Consider the following 20960-nt stretch of genomic DNA (forward strand, 5'->3'; position numbering starts at 1 on the left):
AATTCGACACTCTTACCTTACCAAACGAAGCGGTGTTTTTCTATGTCGTCAAGCATTCGATCTAATCGATCACAAACTCATGCTGCACTTGCCATTAACCCGATTTTGGCTCTGCGAAAGTTGAGTTCTAAACAGATGATTGTTAGGAACTCAACCTAAGTTTTTCTTTCTCCATTCATTCTTCAATAGACCGTATACCACTTTATCAGCGAATCGGTCCAAGAACCAATCTGACTGTCGAAGTACTCCTTCTTGAGTAAAGCCTATCTTTTCGGGAAATTTCCGGCTTTTCGTATTTTCATACGTGATCCTTATCATCCAAGAATATTTGCAAACCATCACCACCTATGTGATTACTCTACTGTAAGATAAAGCATCTGTCGTTGCGACATGGCCCGCAATCTTAAATAATACTAGTTAAAATACCTCTCCAATTGAAAATCCTGTATGATCTCGATGCTTCTTCGATTCCTAATATATTCTTTAATTTGCGGTTTGATATTTGGAAATAATATTATGGAGTCGAGTTCCTGTAAGGGAATCCACTTCACTGCAGACTGATTCGCATCCGTTACATCAGGCTGTCTTGGTCTTGAGCCTTCTTTTAGAGTACAATCGAAGATCAAGTACAACGTATGAGGCGTCGTATCCGGATAATCGCCGGATTGTTTATGAGGTGCACATTCATACACGAAGGCAATAGGTCCCACTTCCGCGTCGGCCATCGTTTCTTCGAACAATTCCCTCTGTACTCCTTCAATCATCGTTTCACCCGGTTCAGCTCCTCCGCCGGGCAAATTGTAATGGATCCCCTCTTCATCCTTATACTCGACTAACAACATGCTGTCATTCTCGATGATCAATGCGGTTGGCCTTACACGGACATGGTATGTCATAAGGCACCTCTTTCATTAAATTAAGTTTCTCTGGTCAATTCTAAAATGACTCCTCAAAAGGGATTAAGAGCTTAATATTGTTTCGAAAACGATATCCCGTCATGTCGATTGATGATAACGGAACAATTCCTATATATAGATATATTATAATGGTATTAAATACCACTGGGAATCATCGAAGCTCTCTTTATTCCTTTAAGCCAAACCAACTGTAATTCACCGTAAGACTATTTATGAGAAGCCCTACAAGCGCTTTCCGTTAAGTCCATGCACTTGAATCCTTGTTCGGAACGCTTGTCGCATCATCGATTGGGCCCGTTAATTCGCTTGGAAAGTTGAGTGATTCATATTTATAACCTATTTACCGGGCAGTTGGATGCCGTACCAGCCGCTTACATCGCATTGGCCATATTTATTATCGCCTAGGGCCGTCACTGTTCCATCCGATTTAAGAGCAACGGTATGGCGACGACCCGCCGCTATAGTATATTTAGGCCACCGTTTCACCTTTAACGCCGCATCTTTCGGTGAAATGTAATTCATGTCTACCTCCTCAATTTTTCTATCCAACTTCAATCATATAGCATTCATGCAAGATTTAACCTTCATGTTGCACCGCAACCTTAAACTCTATTGGCCTCGATCAAAGTAAATAAATTAGACTCTTTATACTCATATCCTTCTTTTTCCAGAAAAGCAAAAGGACAGCCTGCTCGAAAACAGCTGTCCTTTATAAGTTCCTTCTTTTAAATTATCCTTACTTCACCTTCGCACCGTTCGGCATATCATCGCTGACTGTGGCTAAGGTGAGCTGGTCGCCTGAGGAGGCCGCCAGAATCATGCCCTGCGACATTTCGCCTCTCAGCTTTACAGGCTTCAGGTTCGTGACGCAAATGACCTTCTTGCCGACAAGCTCTTCCGGCTTGTAATGCTTCGCGATACCTGAGACCACTTGGCGCTGCTCCGTACCAAGATCGAGCTGCAGCTTCAGCAGCTTATCCGCCTTCGGCACCGGTTCACAGGCAATGACCTGCGCGACGCGAAGCTCCACCTTCGCGAAATCGTCAATGCCGATCAGCTCTGCTTCCGTCTTCGCTTCCTCGGCGGCAGCTGCAGGCTTCGCCTGCTCTCCAGCAGCCTTGCTGCCGCCTTCCATTGCGCTGACGATGTATGCAACCTCCTGTTCTACCTCAAGGCGCGGGAAGATCGGCTCCGCCTTCTGTACCTCAGCGCCTTCCGGCAGTTGACCGAACGTATAGATGCTGTCCCAAGCCGTCGCTGCGCCTGGCTGAATACCGAGCTGTGCCCAAATCTTTGCCGGCGTCTTCGTCATAAACGGCTGCAGCATAATCGACGTAATCCGCAGCGACTCAGCTAAATGATACATCACGGAAGCCAGCTCGGCCTTAAGGCTTTCATCCTTCGCCAGCACCCACGGCTGCGTCAGATCGATATATTTGTTCGTAAAGCTGACCAGCTTCCAAATCGAGATCAACGCGATCGAGAATTCCATCCGCTCCATCGCTTCCTCCACTTCCGAAATGACGGAGCGGGAAAGCTGCTGCAGTTCCCCGTCGTGCGCGGTCACCTGACCCGCATATGCAGGAATTTTGCCGTCAAAATATTTACCGATCATCGCCACCGTCCGATTGAGCAGATTGCCAAGGTCATTGGCTAAATCAAAATTAATCCGCTCTACGAAGCTTTCCGGCGTGAACGTACCGTCTGAGCCGAAAGGCACCTCGCGCAGCAAGTAGTAACGAAGAGCATCCAAGCCGAAGCGGTCAATGAGCGTCACCGGATCAACGACATTGCCTTTGGACTTCGACATTTTGCCGTCCTTCATGAGCAGCCAGCCGTGACCGAACACCTTCTTTGGCAGCGGCAGGTCTAAAGCCATCAGCATAATCGGCCAATAGATCGTATGGAAGCGAATGATCTCCTTCCCGACAAGATGCACATCGGCCGGCCAATACTTCTTATATTTCTCTTCATTGTCCGTACCGTAGCCCAGAGCCGTAATGTAGTTGGACAGCGCATCGATCCAGACATATACGACATGCTTCGGATTGCCCGGCACCTTCACACCCCAGTCGAAGGTCGTACGGGAAACGGCTAAATCCTCCAGACCCGGCTTAATGAAGTTATTGATCATTTCATTTTTACGGGATTCCGGTTGAATAAAGTCCGGATTTTCTTCGTAGTATTTCAGCAGCCGATCCGCATACTTGCTCATCCGGAAGAAATAGCTTTCCTCCTTCACCTTCTCTACAGGGCGTCCGCAGTCGGGACAATTCCCGTCCACGAGCTGACGTTCCAAGAAGAACGATTCACATGGCGTACAGTACCAGCCTTCATATTGGTCGAGATAAATATCACCCTGCTCCAATAAACGGGCAAAGATCTTCTCCACGACCTGCTTATGGCGTTCTTCCGTCGTGCGGATGAAATCATCGTACTGAATGTCCAGCTTCGCCCACAGTTCTTTAATCCCTGAAACAATGCCGTCAACGAACTGCTGCGGTGTGACGCCTTTTTCCTGTGCTTTGCGTTCAATCTTTTGCCCATGCTCATCCGTACCCGTCAAATACATGACGTCATAGCCCCGAAGACGCTTATAGCGAGTCATCGCATCGCCCGCCACCGTCGTATACGCGTGCCCGATATGCAGCTTGTCGCTTGGATAATAGATCGGGGTCGTTAAATAAAAGGTTTTCTTTTCGCTCGTCATAACAAGTCTCCTCCATATCATATTCAGTACAACAAAAAAAGCCCCCGTCCGCTATGGGACGAGAGCTGTGCTCACGTGGTACCACCCATGTTTCCCAGGCATCTCGCAATGCAAGGGCTCCATCAGTTCAACAACTGGATCTTTAACGCAGACATACGTCAAGGCCTTATCGCCACAATGCACCGACTCGACCTCAAGGTCTCCCGGACCATTTTCCAAAGCGCGCCTATACCGGTTTTCAGCAAGCCCGGCTCTCTGTTGATAGGCATCTTTCTTCGTACTTATCCGTTCACAGACTCATTTCAATGGATCAATAAGTATTTCTATTATACACCAATATATCGGAAGGCAAACACGCCGTCAAGAAGGCCTTTTGTTCTTTTCCGGCACTGGATCGAATCCACCGGGATGAAAAGGATGGCATTTGCATATCCGTTTCGCTGTCAGCCAGCTCCCTTTTAGTGCTCCGTGTGTTTCCAGCGCCTCCAGCGCGTACTGGGAACAAGTCGGATAGAAACGGCAAGTGGGAGGCTTTAACGGTGAAATAAACTTGCGGTATCCGTGCACCATACCCTTAAGCACTCGTTTCATAGCCTCGCCTCAGTGCCTGCAGGAATCGCAATAGCCATATATATCGAATTTATGCTTTACCGGCGTAAAACCATCCGGTACCGTCTTCACATAATCCATGGGACAAAACTCGAAAGGCACCGTATTTTCACATTCCAAGCAGATGAAATGGTGATGATGATCGTGGGCGTGACAATGAAGCTTGAACTTCACACCCTCCTCGAACATAAACTGCTCGATAATATCCATCTCATGCAGCACACGTAAATTACGGTACACCGTGTCAAAGCTCATCCCCGGATACATCTTCGACATATGTTCATAGACCTCTTTAGGGGCCAAATATCCGGAATGTTCTACAAATAATTTCGCGAGTGTTTTTCGCTGTTCGGTAATTCTCAAGCCTTTATTAGACATCGCGGTTAAAATCTCTTCGACCTTCAACAGGTTTCCCTCCCCTGCGCATTACATTACCATCATACAACTTTTCGCCAAATCACGCAAAAGACATTGCAACGGATTCCCCTTATCTTCAACGTACCACTTTTGTCAGTGATAAGATTATCTTTGACTTCCACGCAGCAGGAACAGCATGAGATATATATCGAGGAAAAGTCGCGGTTGTTAAAGAGAAAATTGTTCAATAAACATTACAAAAGTAGTATGCGAAGGGGCAGAGGAAACTCTGCTCTTCTTTCATCCATTGCTTGTCCACACGCTGCCAAAAAGACTTTCCAGCATTTATTTATAGGTAATCGCCATATACCCTTCGAAAAATCTGCCGCCCAAAGGCTCTAGGACGTCCTCCGCCAAAGCCAATATAGGCTCTTTCCGGCCATCGCGGTGGTAAGCTTCCAGAGCGGAAATCAATCTCAGGTAGAGCGGCTCATCCGCTTCCTTCAAACAGCGGGCGATCCATTTCCCGTCACCGGTCCAGCAGCCTTTCGAGCGTAAAATCAATCTTTGCAGCTGATCTGTTAATTTGTGCAGGGAAAACAGTGCTTCTCCAGGATCGGACGCTTCTGCAAAATCCTCCAGCTGCTCCGTCACCCAGTATCTTAGTTCATCCAGCTCCCCGAATCCAGCCTCACCCGGTCCATCCTGAAGCAGCTTCGCCGCCTTGCGAATGAGCGGCTCCCCAATTCCGTGATCCACGAGCACTTTACCCTGTGCAACTAACCGCAGAAGCGTCGGATTGGCTTTCTCTACCGACTCTTCGAAGAAATGCATATACGTCCGGCTCGTCATCAGGAACACTTCGACCGGCCATGAGCCGTACATGAACGACTGCCGAAAAGGATATGGCTCCGTATCGTCGATGATGACGATGTCCAAGTCAGATTTAACGTTCCATAACCCACTTGCCGTACTGCCTCCCAGGACGGCAAGCTTTGCATCGGGAAACCGTTCCTCTACACATGCTTTGGCGGCTGTCATCGGTTCATTCGTCTGCATTCTATCCTCTCCTTCATTAGAAACTCCTTTGTATTAACGTATGCCTCCGATACGTACCTAGACACCCACAAGAAATGATAAAGGAAGGTAAAATTTGAAGGTCATGTATTCCGCATGTACGGGGCCGATACGTTAGTGGGTAGTTCAAGGATACTTTGACGATAGAAGCGATGTGAAAGGTACATCTTGTAAATTGATACCTGTTCGTGTTCTTGTTACAATCAAAATAAAAACAAATATTCGGAATTAAGTGATAGACTCGGCAAAGGAGAGAAATTGATGAAGCGAATTACGGTTTATTTCATTTCACTGTTATTACTAATGACTTTCTTGAATGGGTGCAGTCAAGATGATGATTCAAGAACAGATTTGTTTCAATATAAAAATTCATACGTGGGGGACAGCAGCGCGGTTGGAAATATCGTAAAACAGTTGGCACACAGTGAAGAGTTGAATCAAATTTCTCTTGAAACCCAGAATGAGCCTTACGGAATCACATTGGAATATAAAGATATAGATGCAGAAAGATTAGATGATGAAATGCAAGAAACGGTTATAGCTAACTCTACATTTCTTTTTGCTCTCATCAAAAATGTAGATTGGATTATATTCAAATTTCCAGACCAAGAATTCTCTGTAACAAAGGAGAAAGTAGAAGATTGGTACAACACAAATTTGGATGCCATCGATAATGAACAAGATTTAAAGAGCCTCATACAAAAACAACTGAATGCTGAGGAATCCGTTCATCCGTTATTTTCATAGCAAGAAAAAAAGCCGGGATGCATCTCCCGGCTTGCCTATTGTTCTACAGCTTCAGCTTCTATTCGATTGGTGATCCGTTTCCGTTTTTCTTCACCACTTCCACGTTCAGTACATTCGAACGAACCGTTCGATTCCGATACGTGATCTCTGCCCATACCTGCGCATAGCCTGTTTTTTGCGTAATCATCACGCCATCCTCGATATCGACTACTTTACGGTCGCTTGTATAATACCGAATGTCCGCCTCTGTCAGATCGATAGCCTCCCCTGAATTCAAATATGCCTCCACCTGCAAAGGTACGGGGTCCTTCCGCTTGATTACCTCCTGATCATAGCTTATGACCGCACGCTCGATTTCATATTTCGGACCGTAGATCCCGGTTTCGGCAATGCTGTTCCACAAGCTTTGATTATTTCCAAAACCGTTGATCCGGATATACCTCGCTTGGGTCACAGCGAACGGATATAATTCATGCTCAAGCGTTTCACCCGAGCTCATACCGTCGTAGACGCGTCTCCAAGACTCACCGTCCTCGGAAACCTCGATATTGAAAAAGCTGTACCTCGTATTTCCGCTGTACCAAGCCATACTCACTGCGGATACGTCTTGAACTTTCCCCAAATCATACTGTATCCATTGTTCACCGAATGCGGACCAACGCGTACTCATATTCCGATCGAGTGTATTTTCAGGTACATTGCCGTCATCCGCACTCGCTGTAACCGCAGAAACCGGTAAAGCCGGCCGATCCTCAGGAATGCCATACTGCGCAGGATGTTTAAACGTAACATAATATACGCCTGTATCCATTGCTCCCTCAGGATCTGATACTTCAATTCTCGCTGTTCCCGGAATATCGTCTGCCTGACTTATCGCAACCTCCAGCCCGGCCATCTCAGCAGTGGCGTTTACCTGTGGAATATGAGGCGCATTCTGCGGGATCTCGATCTCATAGACATACCGATTCGATTCGAATTCCTCTAGCGGCATGCCGTCCACGGTGATTTCGCCAATCTTCGCCAATTCCGCATCGTGTATTCCCCACTGGTCGAGAGAACTTATTTCAGGCGGCTGCTGCGGCAGCGGATCTCCAGGCATGAGCGGTACCATCCAGACACGAATCGTCGAATGCAGTACCTTCTCCATCTCAATGGTCAATTTTCTCACGCCCAGGTTCGGGGTTTGGCCTGATGGTTGCGGCGATGCATCCATTGGCTCGGCAGGCGTTACGCTGAACTGTGCCTCATCCGGGGTTAGCAGCTGCACCCACAGCCTCTTATCTCCTTGGCTTAAGATCGCGGTCTTTCCCGACTCATCGATTTGAATATCTGCGCGTGTATGCATGAACCAGTGCATCGAGGATGGCACCTTCATCTCAACTTCATCCTGTACCATCAGCTGTCTGCGGTGGTCGATCAGAGCAACCCCTCTTTTCACTGATGCCGCATACTTGCGATATGCCGGTGTCATATCGGTGATCGCATAAGCGCCTTGCGGATGATCGAACGCTCTGTCCACAATCTCAGATATGGCGGATACGGATTGATCGGGACCTGCGGAAGGCTGAATGACGAGCGTATTGTGGCTCTCCGCGCGTTTCCGATAATAGTCCCATCTCTTGCCGTTTTCGCCCATCTCCCAATAACCGGGCAGGTTATAATCCTCCTTGCCGAGGTCCTCAGCCCAGCGAACGCCAAGCGCATCGAAAACGAACGAACCGGTATCCAAATCTCCATGAGGCGCGCCGTTCACCCCGCCTTTGAAGCCGACGAACAAAGCGTGCTCATCATTCCACTGACTTCTCATCGTAACCGCTTTAGGACGATCAAAATATTGGTCAAGATGCTCAGGCGCCAGCGCACCGTAAGTTTCCGGTCTGTACCAGATCAAATCATACATACCGGAGGTGCCATTGCTCTGTTCAGCATAAGCGTGATACCAAGTATATTCGGGTTGTTCAAAGCGCTCCGCGAACCAGAGAAGCAGTCTGCCCGGAATGAGGCCGGACGCATTATCGGAATAATTGAAGGTCCCCTGAGGACCGGCAATGTAGATCGGGTACTGTGGTGTCTCGTAAAGTCCTTCACGTTCGGAGAAGCCGTAGTCGTGGCCGACCGTTGTCTCCAGTGCGGATAGGAAGTAAACAAGGAACATCGTGCCATATTCCCAGTAACCCGGCCCTTCAATCGCAGATCCGTCCGGGGAATACTGCGGCAAGCCATATTGAATCGACTTGAAGGCTTCACGAAGAATGAGACCTGCGAGCTCTTCTTCTTCGTCTGCAATGGCCAGTGCACCAAGGGTCATTCCAGCATTGCAGACGAAGTTCCAATTGTCACGGTTGTATACCCACCAATACGTCTTATCCAAGTACATCGGAACAGCAGGTTTCAAGCCTTTGTTGACAATCGCCGTCCGTACAATCTCACGCTGCTCCTCGGATAAATAGTGATACAGCCAATCGTAACCCAGTGCGATGCCTTGAGTCATCGTCGCGGTATCCAAATAATGCTGCGGGCTCCAATCCGGATACGCGTCAGAGGACACATAGGAAAGCTCCTCCCAAGCTCTTTCCGCATATCTCTCATCCTGTGTCACCTGGTATACGAAGGCTAGTGTAGCTGCTCTCCTGGAAGCCGTTCCATCTAAACGCAACCCATCTGGCTTGCTGTAAGGTGCTGGAGGCTGCGGCAAAATCTCATCTGCTTCCTTCTTCACCGCTGCGAACCATCTAGAGGCAAGGTCATCGGTTTCCACCAAGGTGCGTATGCGGGCGAAATCTTCGGAAGTCGCAAGCAATCTCGGGTGCTGCTGATCCGGCTGGCTTTGTTTAATATCCGCAATGATTTCTTCTGCTGCGGGAGCCGTATACAGCTGAACTTTTGCCGAATCCATGCCGCCGTGTGCATCAGTCACCGTAAATGTGAAAGCATCTGCACCCACATAATCCGAATTCGGTGTGTAGGTCCAATGCCCGTCGTCTTCCATGGTCACCTGTCCGTGCTCTGGATGGGATGTGATTGAATAGGTCAGCAGATCGCCGTCGCTATCTGCAGCCTGCAGTTCACCCGAAACGGGTGTATTCTTATCCGTAGGCTGTATGAACTCTTCGGCAATCGGCGGATGATTCACCGCTCGTACCGTGATCACTACCTTCGAAACGGCGTAGGAACCTGCTCCGTCTTCAATGACAACTGTAAACGAGTCCATCCCTGTGAAGGAATCGTTCGGATAGTAAGACCAAGCTCCGTCTGACTCCACATGAACCAAGCCATTGCTGCTGTCGACGGCTTTTCTATACGTGAGCGTTCGTCCATGCTCTTGTGCCGCTTCAATGCGGCCGCGCACGAACACATTCTCATCCGTCTCCACTGCATAATCCGAAGCGGTAATCCCCCCCACTTCTCCTACGAAAACAATGCATGAGGCAGAGACGGTTCCATCCGCAGAAGCGGCTGTAATCACCGCAATGCCGTTCCCTGTCGCCATCACTTGACCTTCATTGACTGCGGCGACCTCAGGATTCGAGCTGGTCCATATCAGCACGCGTTCCGATGCATGCTCCGGCGTGTAATACACATCCAGCGTCACAGAATCTCCCACCTTCAGCTGAACCTGATCGTCACTCAAATGAATCGCCTCCAACGGATACCAAGCTGCAAACCGAATGTCATCGAACCATACGGTTCCCGTTCCCGTCTCCAAGAAGTTCTCGATTTTCACGGTGGCAATATTCGTATCCTCCGGAATTTGAATGAACTCCTCTACTTTCGTCCAATCGTTCGTATCCCGAATTGTATCCAAAAAAATTAAATTCCCGACTCGCTTGCCGGCACTGTTATTAAACTGCAGCCTCGTTACGGCGCCGCCTGTTGCCGCCTCCGTTTTTACCCACATGCTGATTTTGAACGTCTGCCCAAGCTGATCCGGCTTTAAGGGGATTCCTTGCACAACGGCGGCTCGTCCGGTCTGCTCGGCGTGAATTTTTAACGACCTTGCCCCCGACACATAGGTGTATGTATCTGCCGTTACAGTGGGCGAGCCTGTCGGAATCCAAGTCCCCCAATGCAGCAGCCTGCCGCTGGAATCTATCGCTTCAAAGCCGCCATTCAATACCAAGTCTCCATCTACATCCGAGGTTAAAGGAATGAGAGAAGCATCATCGAACCAAGCCGTGCCTGTGCCCGTATCAAAGAAATTCTCGATTTTTACCCCGATGACCTGACCGTCGTCAGGCACATAAATCGAACCTTGTACGAAGGTCCAGTCCTTCGTGCCTGTCAGCTTCTTCAGCTCAATCAAGCTGCCAATTCGTGTTCCGCTTTCATTGATGAGAAACATCCGATTATAAATGCCGACACCGGACACATCCTCTGTCTTAATCCATTGACTGAAGGTATAAATTTGATTGCGCTGTTCCGGAGGTATGCGTACATCCTGATACATCGTCGCTCGGCTTGAAGATTCCGCACTCATTTTCAACGAACTTTGTCCGGATACCACCTGCTCATGATCTACCTGCACCTTCGGGCTCCCGCTGAATATATAAGGTCGCCAGCCCAAAGGGAGTGTTTCTTCATTCTCCTCATAGCTTCCATTCAGCAGCACATTAGCGGAATTCATCATAGGGTATGCGTTATCTTCGGCGATAGACTGACCAGATGCAGGAAAAACATTAAAGCTGGACCATAGGGTGCTTACCAGTAATACCATTGCTGCAACGACTGCCATACGGGACTTCCACTTTCGATTCACCACAGCATCCTCTCCTTTAACCGTAGATTCATTCCCGATTATAGAAGGAATCAAAGGAGAGAGGATACCTTCTATTTTCATGAGAAGCAGACTGCTTTTAAGAAAGCCGGCTATCTATATTTAAGACGGACCGCCTATTTTCATGCCGATGAAGATCAAACATATAAAAATACCGCCCACTCCTCATAGGAAGTGAACGGTGTTCGATTTATTGATATGCATTCGTCACGTAATCGAAGCCATAAGCTCGCTGTGCCAAAAACAAGCCAATCCCTGCCATTCCAATTCCCCCCATTTTTACATTAAGCATTAATATCAATGCTCCAAGGTATAGAAGAGGAAGTTAGGAAAAGACGAATGAAGCTGATTCAATGAAAAATAATATTTACCATCTTATTCAGAAGAATAAATGTTACTCCCTGATTCATCATATCCGTAAATTTGTAACGGAGGATTTTGTGGAGCATCTAAAATTAGAAACCATATATGACCAAAGGTTGGACTCTCTATAATCTCTGCCTCTTTTTCAAATGTATTAGTTTTTACAATTACCTTCTTTATATCATCATTATTGATCACTCCAGAGAACATGGGTAATTTATCATTCAAACTTGTGTAGGACCAAGTTAAGTCATCTTCACTTACATAAGTTGTGCTCCCAATTTCCCATTTATTCTCAGACAAATCTAATAGTCCTATCCCAAATTTTTGATCTCTTGTTTCGTAAAGGCAATGGTTTTGTCGATACTTGCAATTTGTTTTGAATAGATAATTCTTGAAAATTCAATATGATTTTCCTCCATTACATGTTGAATAGTTGACGATTTTCCACATCCAACCATAATTGCAGCGATAATTAGAGACAAATAAATGATATTATATCTCATGATTCCCCCTCCATATTAATTGATAAGCGGTAAGCGGCATTATTAGATGTTAACCGATTCTCAACAAAGATATAGTATCTTCCTTTTGAAAGTTCAATTGATAACCATTCGTTTTCTAGCACATTTTGATCATCAACCTCAAGTACTAATTCCTTATTATTATTAAATATTTTAACCATTGGATCACTATTTCCTAACATGGTTTTACGATAATATTTACCATTCGAATATTCTCTAATTCAGGGATACTTCAAAGGCTTCGCACATCTTCGCGACACGGCACTTGAAGCGATGATCATGAATGAAAGAGTAGATCAGCGCCGGTCTTTGGCGAAGTAGTGCATTGCTTATCGTATTTTTTCGTCATGTCGGACTCCTCGAATAATGATATTTTTATTCTATCTTATTCTCGGTTCTCCATGTCTACTTTTTAGTCTAGCATCCATCCAAATCATAGCTGTTATTATCGAAGTATCAAGATGCACTAAACAGGCGCGAAATTTCTCGGAGACTTAAGAATAAATAAAAGGGCATAAACTAGGTACAATACCTAATTCATGCCTTACATGCGGCGTAACTATATATTTCTGTAACTTTTCGGGAGTTCAGGCACATGCTACGGCATCATGTCGTAGATAAATTCTGTACATTGAACAGTTTCGCATATGCGCCGTCCTTCGCCATCAGCTCGCTGTGTGTTCCCTGCTCTTTAATCTGTCCGTCCTCGATCACTACGATATTGTCGGCGTGGGTAATCGTGGACAGGCGGTGAGCGACAATGACGGTCGTTCGTCCTTTACTGAGATGCTCCAGCGATTGCTGGATCTTTTGCTCGGATTCCAAATCCAGTGCGGACGTCGCCTCATCCAAGATGAGAATTTGCGGATTTTTCAAGAACACTCGGGCAATCGCAACTCTCTGCTTTTGACCACCCGACAGCTTCACGCCTCTTTCTCCTATCTCCGTGTCATAGCCGTTCGGCAAATTCATTATGAAGTCGTGCGCGTTCGCCGCTTTTGCCGCCTCTATCAGCTCGTCCTCAGACGCATCCGGATTTCCCAGCTTGATATTTTCCTTTACCGTGCCGCTGAATAAAATGTTGTCCTGCAGGACCATACCGATCTGACTTCGCAGGCTTTGCACCGTAATCGTGCGAATGTCCCGTCCGTCCAGCTCGATGGCACCGTCATGGATATCATAAAAACGCGGGATAAGCGAGATCAGCGAAGATTTCCCGCCGCCGCTCATGCCGACCAGCGCCACCGTCTGTCCCGCTTCAATCGTCAGGTTCACGTCCTTCAGCACCGGCTCACTTGAGCGATCATACCCGAACCAAACGTGCTTGAAGCGAATCGTTCCCTTCGACTTCTCTAACACAACCGCATCGGGCGCATCTACGATATCATATTTCTGATCGACGAGCTCCGCTACCCGCTCCAGCGACGCCGAGGCCTGCGTCAGCACGGTCGAAGCATTGACGAGTCTTCGCAGCGGACTGTACAGTCGTTCCAAATAGCCGTAGAAGGCAACAAGCGCTCCAACCGTAAGATCCTTCTGGATCACCAAATATCCCCCATAACCGATTACCGCGAGCGGCGCGATATCTGTCAGCGTGTTGATGATCGAGAACGTCATCGCGTTCCAACGGGTATGCTCCAACGCTTTTTTCAGGAAATTCCCGTTTTTTCCTCCGAATTGCTTTTGTTCATAGCGTTCCAACGTAAAGCTGCGAATGACCGAAATGCCTTGAATACGCTCATGCAAATAGGCCTGCATTTCCGCGAGAGCCTGAGAGCGATTTTTAGTTAGTTTCTTCAGCTGCCGGTATAATACTTTCACGGCGATCGCATATAACGGGAAAACGAGAATCGCCACAAACGTGAGTGACATATTGAAGTAGAACATAATGCCCAGCGCAATCGTCAGGGTGAACATGTCCAGCCATACGTTCATCAGCCCAACCTCGACGAGGCTTTTCGTCTGCTCTACATCGTTGATGAACCGGGATATTATTTCCCCGACCTTGCGGTTATGGTAAAAGCGAATCGACAGCTTCTGAAGATGATCGTACAGCGCATTACGAATATCAAATAAAATCTTGCTTGTCGTCAGCTGCGCGAAATACTGTCTGAAATATTCCACCGGTCCGCGGATAATAATGAACAGCACAAGGGCCGCTGAGAGTAATATCATTAACTGATTTACTTTATCCTGCGTGGCCATATCACTCATCAGCAAGTCGTCGACGACATATTTCATCATCAGTGGCAGCGTCATGGGAATGGCAAATTTAACAAATCCGATCAGCAGGGTGACCGTAATATAAGGCCAGTAGGGTTTGACGAACCGCATATAGGTTCTCCAAGGTTTCATGTTGGTTCCTCCACACTTTCTAAGTTGACCTATATATTATAGCAGAAGCGGTCCATTCTAATATCGTTCCAAAACGAATAAATATAGAAATATCGCAGGACAAACTTCATAAGCTGTTAATAGATCAACATTCGGGAGGTAACCAAGATGTTTGGAGGTTCAAGAAGAGCGATCTGGTACACGACAGTCATCATGCTGGCCGTTACCGTGAATCTACTGCTGCTGTATGCCATTTTTACACCTAAAGGGCATTTTAGCTTTAACCGGCTAATCCCCGGAGAAGCCGTACCTGTATCTGCACAAGTACAGCGGACGGAGGAATCCAACATTTATTTACAGTGGGAAAAGGTCGATGAATTTATGGACGGTGATTTCCTCGTTGAAGAATACCAGCAGTTCGAAATTCACAAATCCGACCGAGGGGAAACATTAAAAGTCGTCCCCACTGACCATAAAGATTACTTAAGATACTACCAAGGCACCGAGCCGATTGTCATTCCGGAAAACACCGATCCGATGGCCTTTTGATTGAAATTACAGCTCCAGCTTCCTTACGTATTTGCGGTACAGCCAGTAAGCTAAGATGACGTGATACACCCCCCCGATGATCGCAGCCAGCAGCTGATGCCATGCCCCCTGCACAACGATCAGCTTGGATACCCAGTAAGCCGGCATCGGGGCCAGCAGCAGTTCGTAAGGTGGGCCGATCAAGCTGACAGCTAGCGGAGCTGCGATGCATATCCCTAATCCTTTGGCATAAGCCAAACCTTCTACTTTATTCGAAGCAAAGGCTGCAAGAAATAAGGAACCGAGCACGGCTTGAATCCCCGACAGCAGGCAAATATAAGCCAGGATTAGCGGAGATGCGGAACCCGAAGGAATGACGACGCATGCGGTAACGCTTAACATGACCGCCGCTGCAAACGGGAGCAGCAGCTTCATCCATATATACCCGGACTTGCCGATCGGTGTTACAGCGTAAATCATAACGATTCGTTCATCCCGATCATCCAGCATCATGAATCCGCACACCATACCAATCAGAAGCGGAATGAGAAAGATAGGTAGATTGAACAGCAGCAGCTCATAATCATCTATGGAGAATTCGCCGTAACGCGCAAGCAGCGGCTCCAAAACGCTGGGTACGAAACGAGCGGCGATCATGAGCAAAAACGCGCCCACAATGCACATGAGAAGCATCGGATCTCTGCGCATTTGCCGGAAATCCTGCAGCAGCAGTGGTATGAATTGCATGATCATTCATCTCCTACGCGATAAATGACATACCGCTTCATTTTTTTGGCCGCCCAAAAGTAAACCATAACGATTGAGAACAATAGAACCGCGTAAGCCCAAATTAGCGTCCAAACGCTAAATGGGTCATAAGAGGCTTGCAGCAGCACTAACGCCGAGTGGGTCGGCAGCAGCGAATACAGTGAAGTCTCGTAAATGCCGAAGTAACCGAGAAGCGGCAGCATCAGCCAACTCGCATAAAGCGGCGAGAGGAAAAAAAATCGGTTTAAGGTATGGCACGCCGCCGCCACTCCGGTGCCCAGCAAAGTAAAGAAGATGGAGCTCAGCAATAAACCGGAAAATACATAAATAGACTCATACCCCATCGGAAAATGAATCACATGAATGCTGCCTCCAGCGACGACAGATAACATGCCTAATGATAACGCCTTGCTCCATAAATAGCTGCCGAGCCGAATCGGCGTTATGAATAATGGGGAGTAAATGCCTTGCGATTTTTCAAGTAAAATGATTCCACCGATAAAGAAGAAACCAAGGGCTGCAGGGTCGGAAAACAAAATGATAACAGCTGCGCTTTCCTTCCAGCGCTCCGGCAGCTGAAACAACAGCACAATATACAGAAGGCAGACGAGCACATAAGCCGCATAAAATCCGTGTCTCCATTGAAATCGCACATCATGCATCCATATGCTCCATGTGGATGATGTCAAGCTAAATCCCTCCCCGTTACTTCCATAAAAATGTCCTCCAGTGTCGTCTCCATCGTATGAATGGTTTCGATCTCTTGATTTCGAAGCAGCTGCAAAAATTCCGAATGATGACCAATACCGTTTAGCGGAAACTCTCTTCGCCTCATATTCCCGCCATCTTCATATTCGACCGCCACCCGCTTCGCACCGTGGCTTAGCTTCAACCGTCTCGGAGAATCAATCAACGGCAGCCGTCCCCCCATCATAAAGGCTACCCGATCACAAAGCGCGTCCGCCACGTGCATATTGTGTGTCGTGATCATCACTGCCGTCCCTTGTACGCTCAGCTCCTTGATCCAATCCATCATCATTTTCGTATTGGCGGGGTCAAGGCCCGATGTCGGTTCATCGAGCAGCAAGAGTCTCGGTTGGTGCATGACTGCTCTACAGAAATTCAGCCGCATTTTCATCCCTTTCGAAAATCTCTCAACACGCACATTCGCCGCGTCAGCCAAACCAGCACGTTCCAGCAGCTCCACCTCAGGAATCGTTCCGCTGCGATACAGTTTGCTGAACAGCGACAAATTCTCCATCGCCGTAAACCGACTATAGAAATTCGGAAATTCGAAGGCTGCCCCAATTTGTTCATACCCCTTCGATGTAAATTGCCGCATCTCTTGACCTAACACTTGCACGGAACCATCGTAATCCTTCAGCAGTCCAAGAATAATGCGCTGTACCGTGCTCTTCCCTGCCCCTGAAGGTCCGAGAAATCCGAAAATTTCTCCCGGTTGGATATCAAAGTCAAGCCCATGAAGAACAGGCTCCCTTGTACCTGGATAACGATAAACTAATTGCTGTACTTGAATCATAAGAAACCATCACCTCAATAATGAATAATCGTTCATTTTTAGCGTAAAAAAAATTAAAATACAGCCTGCAGTCCGTTAAATTGAATACGGAAATAATCTTCCGCCGCCTGCCTCATTCGCTCTGGATCGGATCGATGGCACCGTGCAATTTCGAAGAATCCCTGCAGAAATCCTACGGCGACCGGTTTGGATACTAGACTTGGGTCAGGCCATTCTTTTTGTTTGCCGTCCTTGACCAGATGCTTCTCCAAATGCTCAGTAAGTGCCGTATACAGCTGGTCCGGCATATGCTCAAAAGGCGTTCCTTTACTGCCGTCCACGAGGATAAGGAGTTCTTCCGCAACATTCTGAAGCAGCTCGCCCAACAGCTCACCCACGGCAGAAATGATCACCGCCGCACTAGCCTGCTCGGCGTCGTCCGGTTCTTCATGATGGTTCAGCAGGTGCGTTAAGCCGTCTATAGCAGGCTTCACCACCGCTTCAAATAAACGGTCTTTATTCTCAAAATAACGATACAAATTTCCGACAGACATATTTACCGCTGAGGCGATTGACTTCATCGTGACCCGCTCGTAGCCGAGCTGTAAAAATTGTTTTTTGGCCTGTTGTAAAATCGCTGTTTTCATTTCTGGCTTTAACGTCTGCATATAATGAACCTCCGTTCACTATTGATCATATCTTGAATCATCATGAAGAGCAAGTAAAAATTTGATGATTGAAGAGAAAATCAATTCTGCGGTTCATATATAATTGAATTTTATTAAACAATATATTATGATGTGTTTATATTAACAAACGAATAGAGGTATTGTTTATGAATCGTAAAATAACTGATTTATTTTGGAATGCTTCCCTTGAGGAATTAAAGAACGGGTTCGCCTATTTGGAAAGCGAAGAAACTTACTGCTGTCTCGTCTGCAGTAAAAAAACGAAAAACGGCGTCATTTATCCATACGGAGATGCGTTCGCGGATGCGAGATTAACGATGAAGCAGCACGTAGAGCAGGAGCACGGCGGCATGTTCGCCTATTTGCTTTCGCTGAACAAAAAGTTCACCGGTCTAACCGAGCTGCAGAGCCAGCTGCTGCGGTATATGTACGACGGCTTGAACGACAAAGAAATTACCCAGGAAATGGGCGGAGGAAGCAGCTCCACGATCCGTGCCCACCGTTTTACGCTTAGGGAAAAAGAAAAGCAGGCCAAAATCATGCTGACCATCATGCAGCTGCTGCAGGAGCACAGATTGCAGGAACCGGATCATCTGGAAGAAGAGTTCGTCACGATTCCTCAGACCGCAACGATGATTGATGAACGATATCAAATTACGAACAAGGAATATACAGAGGTCCTGAACAAATATTTCCCCGAGGGACCGGACGGCAAAATGACAGAATTTCCAAAGAAGGAGAAACGGAAAATCGCTCTGCTTATGCATCTCATTGAACGTTTCGAAAAAGGGAGAACATATACGGAAAAAGAAGTGAATGAAATTCTGAAAACCGCTTTCAGTGATTACGTCACGCTGCGCAGATATTTGATTGAATACGGCTTTATGGATCGTGCGGATGACGGAAGCTGGTACACAAGGACATGAAAGTGTTGTGAACGAAAGCTCCCTTCGTCAATTTCGGCAGGGAGCTTCTCTGTCATTTCATATTGTTCACCATCTGGGAATCAAGAGGTGCTTTGAATATCTTCAGCTTCCATTCTAATCATGTGGCCATATTTCTTTCTCTTCTCCTCGTCACGATTCTGAGCCTTAAATAGAAACCGATCGCCGCGCACGTCAGTCCTACCGTAATGCCCAGCCAGAAGCCGTACGGCCCGAACCGGGTATATGCCGCCATTAAGTAGCCCGAGGGAATTCCGATGGCCCAGTAAGCAATAAGCGCCGTTATGAACGGTATCGTCACATCTTTATATCCCCGGAGCACACCCTGTAGAGAAGCCTGAGCTCCATCTGACAGCTGATAGAAGATTGCAAAGATAAAAAACTGCTTAACGAGCTCGATCACTTCTGGCTCATCTGTGTAAAAAAGCGCGATTTGCTCGCGGAAAATAAAGAGAAGAACAGAACAGACCGCCAAGATCCCTATCGCTGAAGCGACGCCGATCCGTCCGTACTGTTTGGCATCCGCTGAGCGTCCCGCCCCTGCCTCATATGCGACGATGATCGTCAGCGCCATCGAGATGCTAAGCGGGAACATGAACAATAATGTGGTGAAGCTAATCGCGGCTTGGTGTGCAGCCACGGTGGCCGTATCGAACATCATCCCCATCCATAAAGTAACCGCTGAAAAAATACTCGCTTCAAAAAAGATAGAAAGGCCCATCGGAATGCCAATCTTCAGCTGCTCAGCCCACGCTTTCATCGAAGGAACAAACCACCGTACAAACAAACGGTACGGCTTCGTAACCTCTAGCCGAAAAGTCATCCATATGCTGATCAGCAGTATGAGCCAATACGTTGCGGCTGTCGCATAACCCGCACCGATACCGCCAAGTTCAGGGAATCCCATTTTTCCAAAAATCAGCAAGTAATTCAGAATAATGTTGAACGGTACGGCAATCAGCATAATCAGCATTGTAATTTTGGTGAAGCCCTGCGCATCGAAGAAGTTGCGTATCACATTCGAAGCAAACAAGGGCACAATGCCAAAGGCTAGTCCGATTAAATAATGCTTCGCAATATGGTAAACTTCCGGTTCGGGTTCCATCAATGATAGAACGGGATCCAGAATAACTGCGCCTACAGCTGTGACGGCGATCGCGAGCACAACGGATAAATAGAGCGCCTGCGTCACCGACTCGGAAATGTGACCGCGCTTCCCGCTGCCAAGCAGATGACCAATGATGGGTGTAACAGCCAGCAGAATGCCGTTCAATCCGATATATACAGGCAGCCAGAGGCTCGATCCGATAGCGACACCAGCCAAGTCATTGAGCCCTGCTCTTCCCGACATAATCGTGTCAAATAAGCTCATCGCATTATAGCTAATTTGTGTTACTAAGATCGGCCATAAAATTTGCAGCAGAAGACCGATTTTAGCTTTTCTCGTTTTCGCATGGTGCATTACGTATTCCTCCATCTATTTTTCCACAACTTACACTATATACGATGCAGCATTCATTCACCAGTCGATTTTCAAGCGAAAAAACACAGTATGCCGGAATCGATATCACACTAAAAAGAGCGGCCCCCCGGCCGCTCCCCCCCAAAATATGTACGTTTTGGTTTATGCACGCTGCTTCCATACACCAATAGCTAACAAGATGCCGGCAACAATAAATACGTATGGCCCTTGCGCTGCGGCATTAATCGATTCGCCGAATATATCAGCGGACTTGTCCGAGATATACCAGATGCCCAGAATAACAGCCAGAATGGCACAAATAAAGCCTCCGGCTTTATTCACCTTGCCGCCTCTCAATACCTGAATTGCAGGATAGATAAAGGCGATAAGGAATAAGTACGCATCCTGTTGAAATCCATTTTCGGAAATAATGAATTCCACCCAAGTGAAAAACATCGAAATAATGGCAACAACGATGGAAGCTAAAATCAACTTCCCGCCCATATCGAGCTTTTTGAGATCCATTTCTGTTCCCCCCTCCTTAGAAGTATCAGTCTTTTGGTCACATATATTGTATAGGAATTTCGGAGGATTACAATGTAAAAATTGTAAAGGAAGTCGAATGATGATGATTTATA

The 20960-nt window shown here is 47.1% G+C and carries 19 protein-coding genes and 1 pseudogene; 3 read left to right on the forward strand and 17 right to left on the reverse strand.

The annotated features are described in order from the left end of the window. Positions 1-413 precede the first annotated feature (413 nt). From ACFPXP_RS13455 to ACFPXP_RS13480, 6 genes and pseudogenes are all read right to left on the reverse strand, one after another. Positions 414-896: an NUDIX domain-containing protein gene (locus ACFPXP_RS13455; RefSeq protein WP_379894787.1), complete on the reverse strand. Its 483-nt coding sequence runs from the start codon at positions 894-896 to the stop codon at positions 414-416. A gap of 372 nt (positions 897-1268) precedes the next feature. Beyond that, positions 1269-1439, reverse strand: a pseudogene (locus ACFPXP_RS13460) (RCC1-like domain-containing protein); the annotation flags it as partial. Positions 1440-1653: 214 nt separating this feature from the next. Continuing rightward, positions 1654-3627: a methionine--tRNA ligase gene (metG, locus tag ACFPXP_RS13465; protein ID WP_379894788.1), complete on the reverse strand. Its 1974-nt coding sequence runs from the start codon at positions 3625-3627 to the stop codon at positions 1654-1656. Positions 3628-3987: 360 nt separating this feature from the next. After that, entirely contained in the window at positions 3988-4218 is a 231-nt protein-coding gene (gene yidD / locus ACFPXP_RS13470) for a membrane protein insertion efficiency factor YidD (protein ID WP_379894789.1), read from the reverse strand. Positions 4219-4227: 9 nt separating this feature from the next. After that, positions 4228-4641, reverse strand: a complete 414-nt coding sequence (locus ACFPXP_RS13475; RefSeq protein WP_379894790.1) for a Fur family transcriptional regulator — start codon at positions 4639-4641, stop codon at positions 4228-4230. 297 nt (positions 4642-4938) lie between these two features. Beyond that, a complete protein-coding gene (locus tag ACFPXP_RS13480; RefSeq protein ID WP_379894791.1) occupies positions 4939-5652 on the reverse strand; it encodes a nucleotidyltransferase domain-containing protein in 714 nt (237 codons plus the stop codon). Between the two features lie 279 nt (positions 5653-5931). Here ACFPXP_RS13480 and ACFPXP_RS13485 point away from each other — a divergent pair, with 279 nt between their 5' ends. Then, positions 5932-6417: a DUF4825 domain-containing protein gene (locus tag ACFPXP_RS13485; RefSeq protein ID WP_379894793.1), complete on the forward strand. Its 486-nt coding sequence runs from the start codon at positions 5932-5934 to the stop codon at positions 6415-6417. A 58-nt stretch (positions 6418-6475) separates the two neighbouring features. Here ACFPXP_RS13485 and ACFPXP_RS13490 read toward each other — a convergent pair whose 3' ends face one another. The 5 genes from ACFPXP_RS13490 to ACFPXP_RS13510 form a co-directional block, all read right to left on the reverse strand. After that, a complete protein-coding gene (locus tag ACFPXP_RS13490) occupies positions 6476-11173 on the reverse strand; it encodes a tandem-95 repeat protein (protein ID WP_379894794.1) in 4698 nt (1565 codons plus the stop codon). Positions 11174-11566: 393 nt separating this feature from the next. Continuing rightward, the gene (locus tag ACFPXP_RS13495; RefSeq protein ID WP_379894796.1) at positions 11567-11857 is read right to left on the reverse strand and encodes a hypothetical protein; all 291 of its coding nucleotides are present in this window, start codon (positions 11855-11857) and stop codon (positions 11567-11569) included. A gap of 11 nt (positions 11858-11868) precedes the next feature. Beyond that, positions 11869-12060, reverse strand: a complete 192-nt coding sequence (locus ACFPXP_RS13500) for a hypothetical protein (protein ID WP_379894797.1) — start codon at positions 12058-12060, stop codon at positions 11869-11871. Next, positions 12057-12239 carry a hypothetical protein gene (locus ACFPXP_RS13505; RefSeq protein WP_379894798.1) on the reverse strand — a complete coding sequence of 61 codons (183 nt, stop codon included), beginning with the start codon at positions 12237-12239 and terminating at the stop codon, positions 12057-12059. Before ACFPXP_RS13505 ends, ACFPXP_RS13500 begins: the two co-directional genes overlap by 4 nt. 445 nt (positions 12240-12684) lie before the next feature. Further along, a complete protein-coding gene (locus ACFPXP_RS13510) occupies positions 12685-14433 on the reverse strand; it encodes an ABC transporter ATP-binding protein (RefSeq protein WP_379894799.1) in 1749 nt (582 codons plus the stop codon). A gap of 147 nt (positions 14434-14580) precedes the next feature. Here ACFPXP_RS13510 and ACFPXP_RS13515 point away from each other — a divergent pair, with 147 nt between their 5' ends. Beyond that, entirely contained in the window at positions 14581-14961 is a 381-nt protein-coding gene (locus ACFPXP_RS13515) for a hypothetical protein (protein ID WP_379894800.1), read from the forward strand. Between the two features lie 6 nt (positions 14962-14967). On the opposite strand, the gene ACFPXP_RS13520 is transcribed toward ACFPXP_RS13515, so the two are convergent. Genes ACFPXP_RS13520 through ACFPXP_RS13535 form a run of 4 tightly spaced genes read right to left on the reverse strand, consistent with a single transcriptional unit; the run spans position 14968 to position 17895 of the window. Next, complete coding sequence (locus ACFPXP_RS13520; protein ID WP_379894802.1) at positions 14968-15687, reverse strand: hypothetical protein; 720 nt, start codon at positions 15685-15687, stop codon at positions 14968-14970. 2 nt (positions 15688-15689) lie between these two features. Continuing rightward, positions 15690-16397 (reverse strand): fluoroquinolone export ABC transporter permease subunit, encoded by a 708-nt coding sequence (locus ACFPXP_RS13525; protein ID WP_379894803.1) that lies wholly within the window; start codon positions 16395-16397, stop codon positions 15690-15692. Then, positions 16394-17248 carry an ABC transporter ATP-binding protein gene (locus tag ACFPXP_RS13530; RefSeq protein ID WP_379894804.1) on the reverse strand — a complete coding sequence of 285 codons (855 nt, stop codon included), beginning with the start codon at positions 17246-17248 and terminating at the stop codon, positions 16394-16396. Before ACFPXP_RS13530 ends, ACFPXP_RS13525 begins: the two co-directional genes overlap by 4 nt. Before the next feature lie 53 nt (positions 17249-17301). Beyond that, a complete protein-coding gene (locus tag ACFPXP_RS13535) occupies positions 17302-17895 on the reverse strand; it encodes a TetR/AcrR family transcriptional regulator (RefSeq protein WP_379894805.1) in 594 nt (197 codons plus the stop codon). A gap of 167 nt (positions 17896-18062) precedes the next feature. Between ACFPXP_RS13535 and ACFPXP_RS13540 the strand changes: the two genes are divergently transcribed. After that, positions 18063-18842 carry a DUF2087 domain-containing protein gene (locus ACFPXP_RS13540; protein ID WP_379894806.1) on the forward strand — a complete coding sequence of 260 codons (780 nt, stop codon included), beginning with the start codon at positions 18063-18065 and terminating at the stop codon, positions 18840-18842. A 118-nt stretch (positions 18843-18960) separates the two neighbouring features. Here the strand turns inward: ACFPXP_RS13540 and ACFPXP_RS13545 are convergent, their stop codons facing one another. Beyond that, positions 18961-20322 carry an MATE family efflux transporter gene (locus tag ACFPXP_RS13545; RefSeq protein ID WP_379894807.1) on the reverse strand — a complete coding sequence of 454 codons (1362 nt, stop codon included), beginning with the start codon at positions 20320-20322 and terminating at the stop codon, positions 18961-18963. 162 nt (positions 20323-20484) lie between these two features. Beyond that, positions 20485-20847 carry a hypothetical protein gene (locus ACFPXP_RS13550; RefSeq protein WP_379894808.1) on the reverse strand — a complete coding sequence of 121 codons (363 nt, stop codon included), beginning with the start codon at positions 20845-20847 and terminating at the stop codon, positions 20485-20487. Positions 20848-20960: the final 113 nt, after the last annotated feature.

Source organism: Marinicrinis lubricantis (assembly GCF_042658665.1).
Classification (GTDB): Bacteria; Bacillota; Bacilli; order Paenibacillales; family KCTC-33676; genus Marinicrinis; species Marinicrinis lubricantis.

Bases quoted from the DNA above. Each gene is read 5' to 3' on its own strand.
- ACFPXP_RS13455 (WP_379894787.1), bottom strand. From the start codon at position 896: ATGACATACCATGTCCGTGTAAGGCCAACCGCATTGATCATCGAGAAT.
- metG (WP_379894788.1), bottom strand. From the start codon at position 3,627: ATGACGAGCGAAAAGAAAACCTTTTATTTAACGACCCCGATCTATTAT.
- yidD (WP_379894789.1), bottom strand. From the start codon at position 4,218: ATGAAACGAGTGCTTAAGGGTATGGTGCACGGATACCGCAAGTTTATT.
- ACFPXP_RS13480 (WP_379894791.1), bottom strand. From the start codon at position 5,652: ATGCAGACGAATGAACCGATGACAGCCGCCAAAGCATGTGTAGAGGAA.
- ACFPXP_RS13485 (WP_379894793.1), top strand. From the start codon at position 5,932: ATGAAGCGAATTACGGTTTATTTCATTTCACTGTTATTACTAATGACT.
- ACFPXP_RS13500 (WP_379894797.1), bottom strand. From the start codon at position 12,060: ATGAGATATAATATCATTTATTTGTCTCTAATTATCGCTGCAATTATG.
- ACFPXP_RS13505 (WP_379894798.1), bottom strand. From the start codon at position 12,239: ATGGTTAAAATATTTAATAATAATAAGGAATTAGTACTTGAGGTTGAT.
- ACFPXP_RS13510 (WP_379894799.1), bottom strand. From the start codon at position 14,433: ATGAAACCTTGGAGAACCTATATGCGGTTCGTCAAACCCTACTGGCCT.
- ACFPXP_RS13515 (WP_379894800.1), top strand. From the start codon at position 14,581: ATGTTTGGAGGTTCAAGAAGAGCGATCTGGTACACGACAGTCATCATG.
- ACFPXP_RS13520 (WP_379894802.1), bottom strand. From the start codon at position 15,687: ATGCAATTCATACCACTGCTGCTGCAGGATTTCCGGCAAATGCGCAGA.
- ACFPXP_RS13530 (WP_379894804.1), bottom strand. From the start codon at position 17,248: ATGATTCAAGTACAGCAATTAGTTTATCGTTATCCAGGTACAAGGGAG.
- ACFPXP_RS13535 (WP_379894805.1), bottom strand. From the start codon at position 17,895: ATGCAGACGTTAAAGCCAGAAATGAAAACAGCGATTTTACAACAGGCC.
- ACFPXP_RS13540 (WP_379894806.1), top strand. From the start codon at position 18,063: ATGAATCGTAAAATAACTGATTTATTTTGGAATGCTTCCCTTGAGGAA.
- ACFPXP_RS13545 (WP_379894807.1), bottom strand. From the start codon at position 20,322: ATGCACCATGCGAAAACGAGAAAAGCTAAAATCGGTCTTCTGCTGCAA.
- ACFPXP_RS13550 (WP_379894808.1), bottom strand. From the start codon at position 20,847: ATGGATCTCAAAAAGCTCGATATGGGCGGGAAGTTGATTTTAGCTTCC.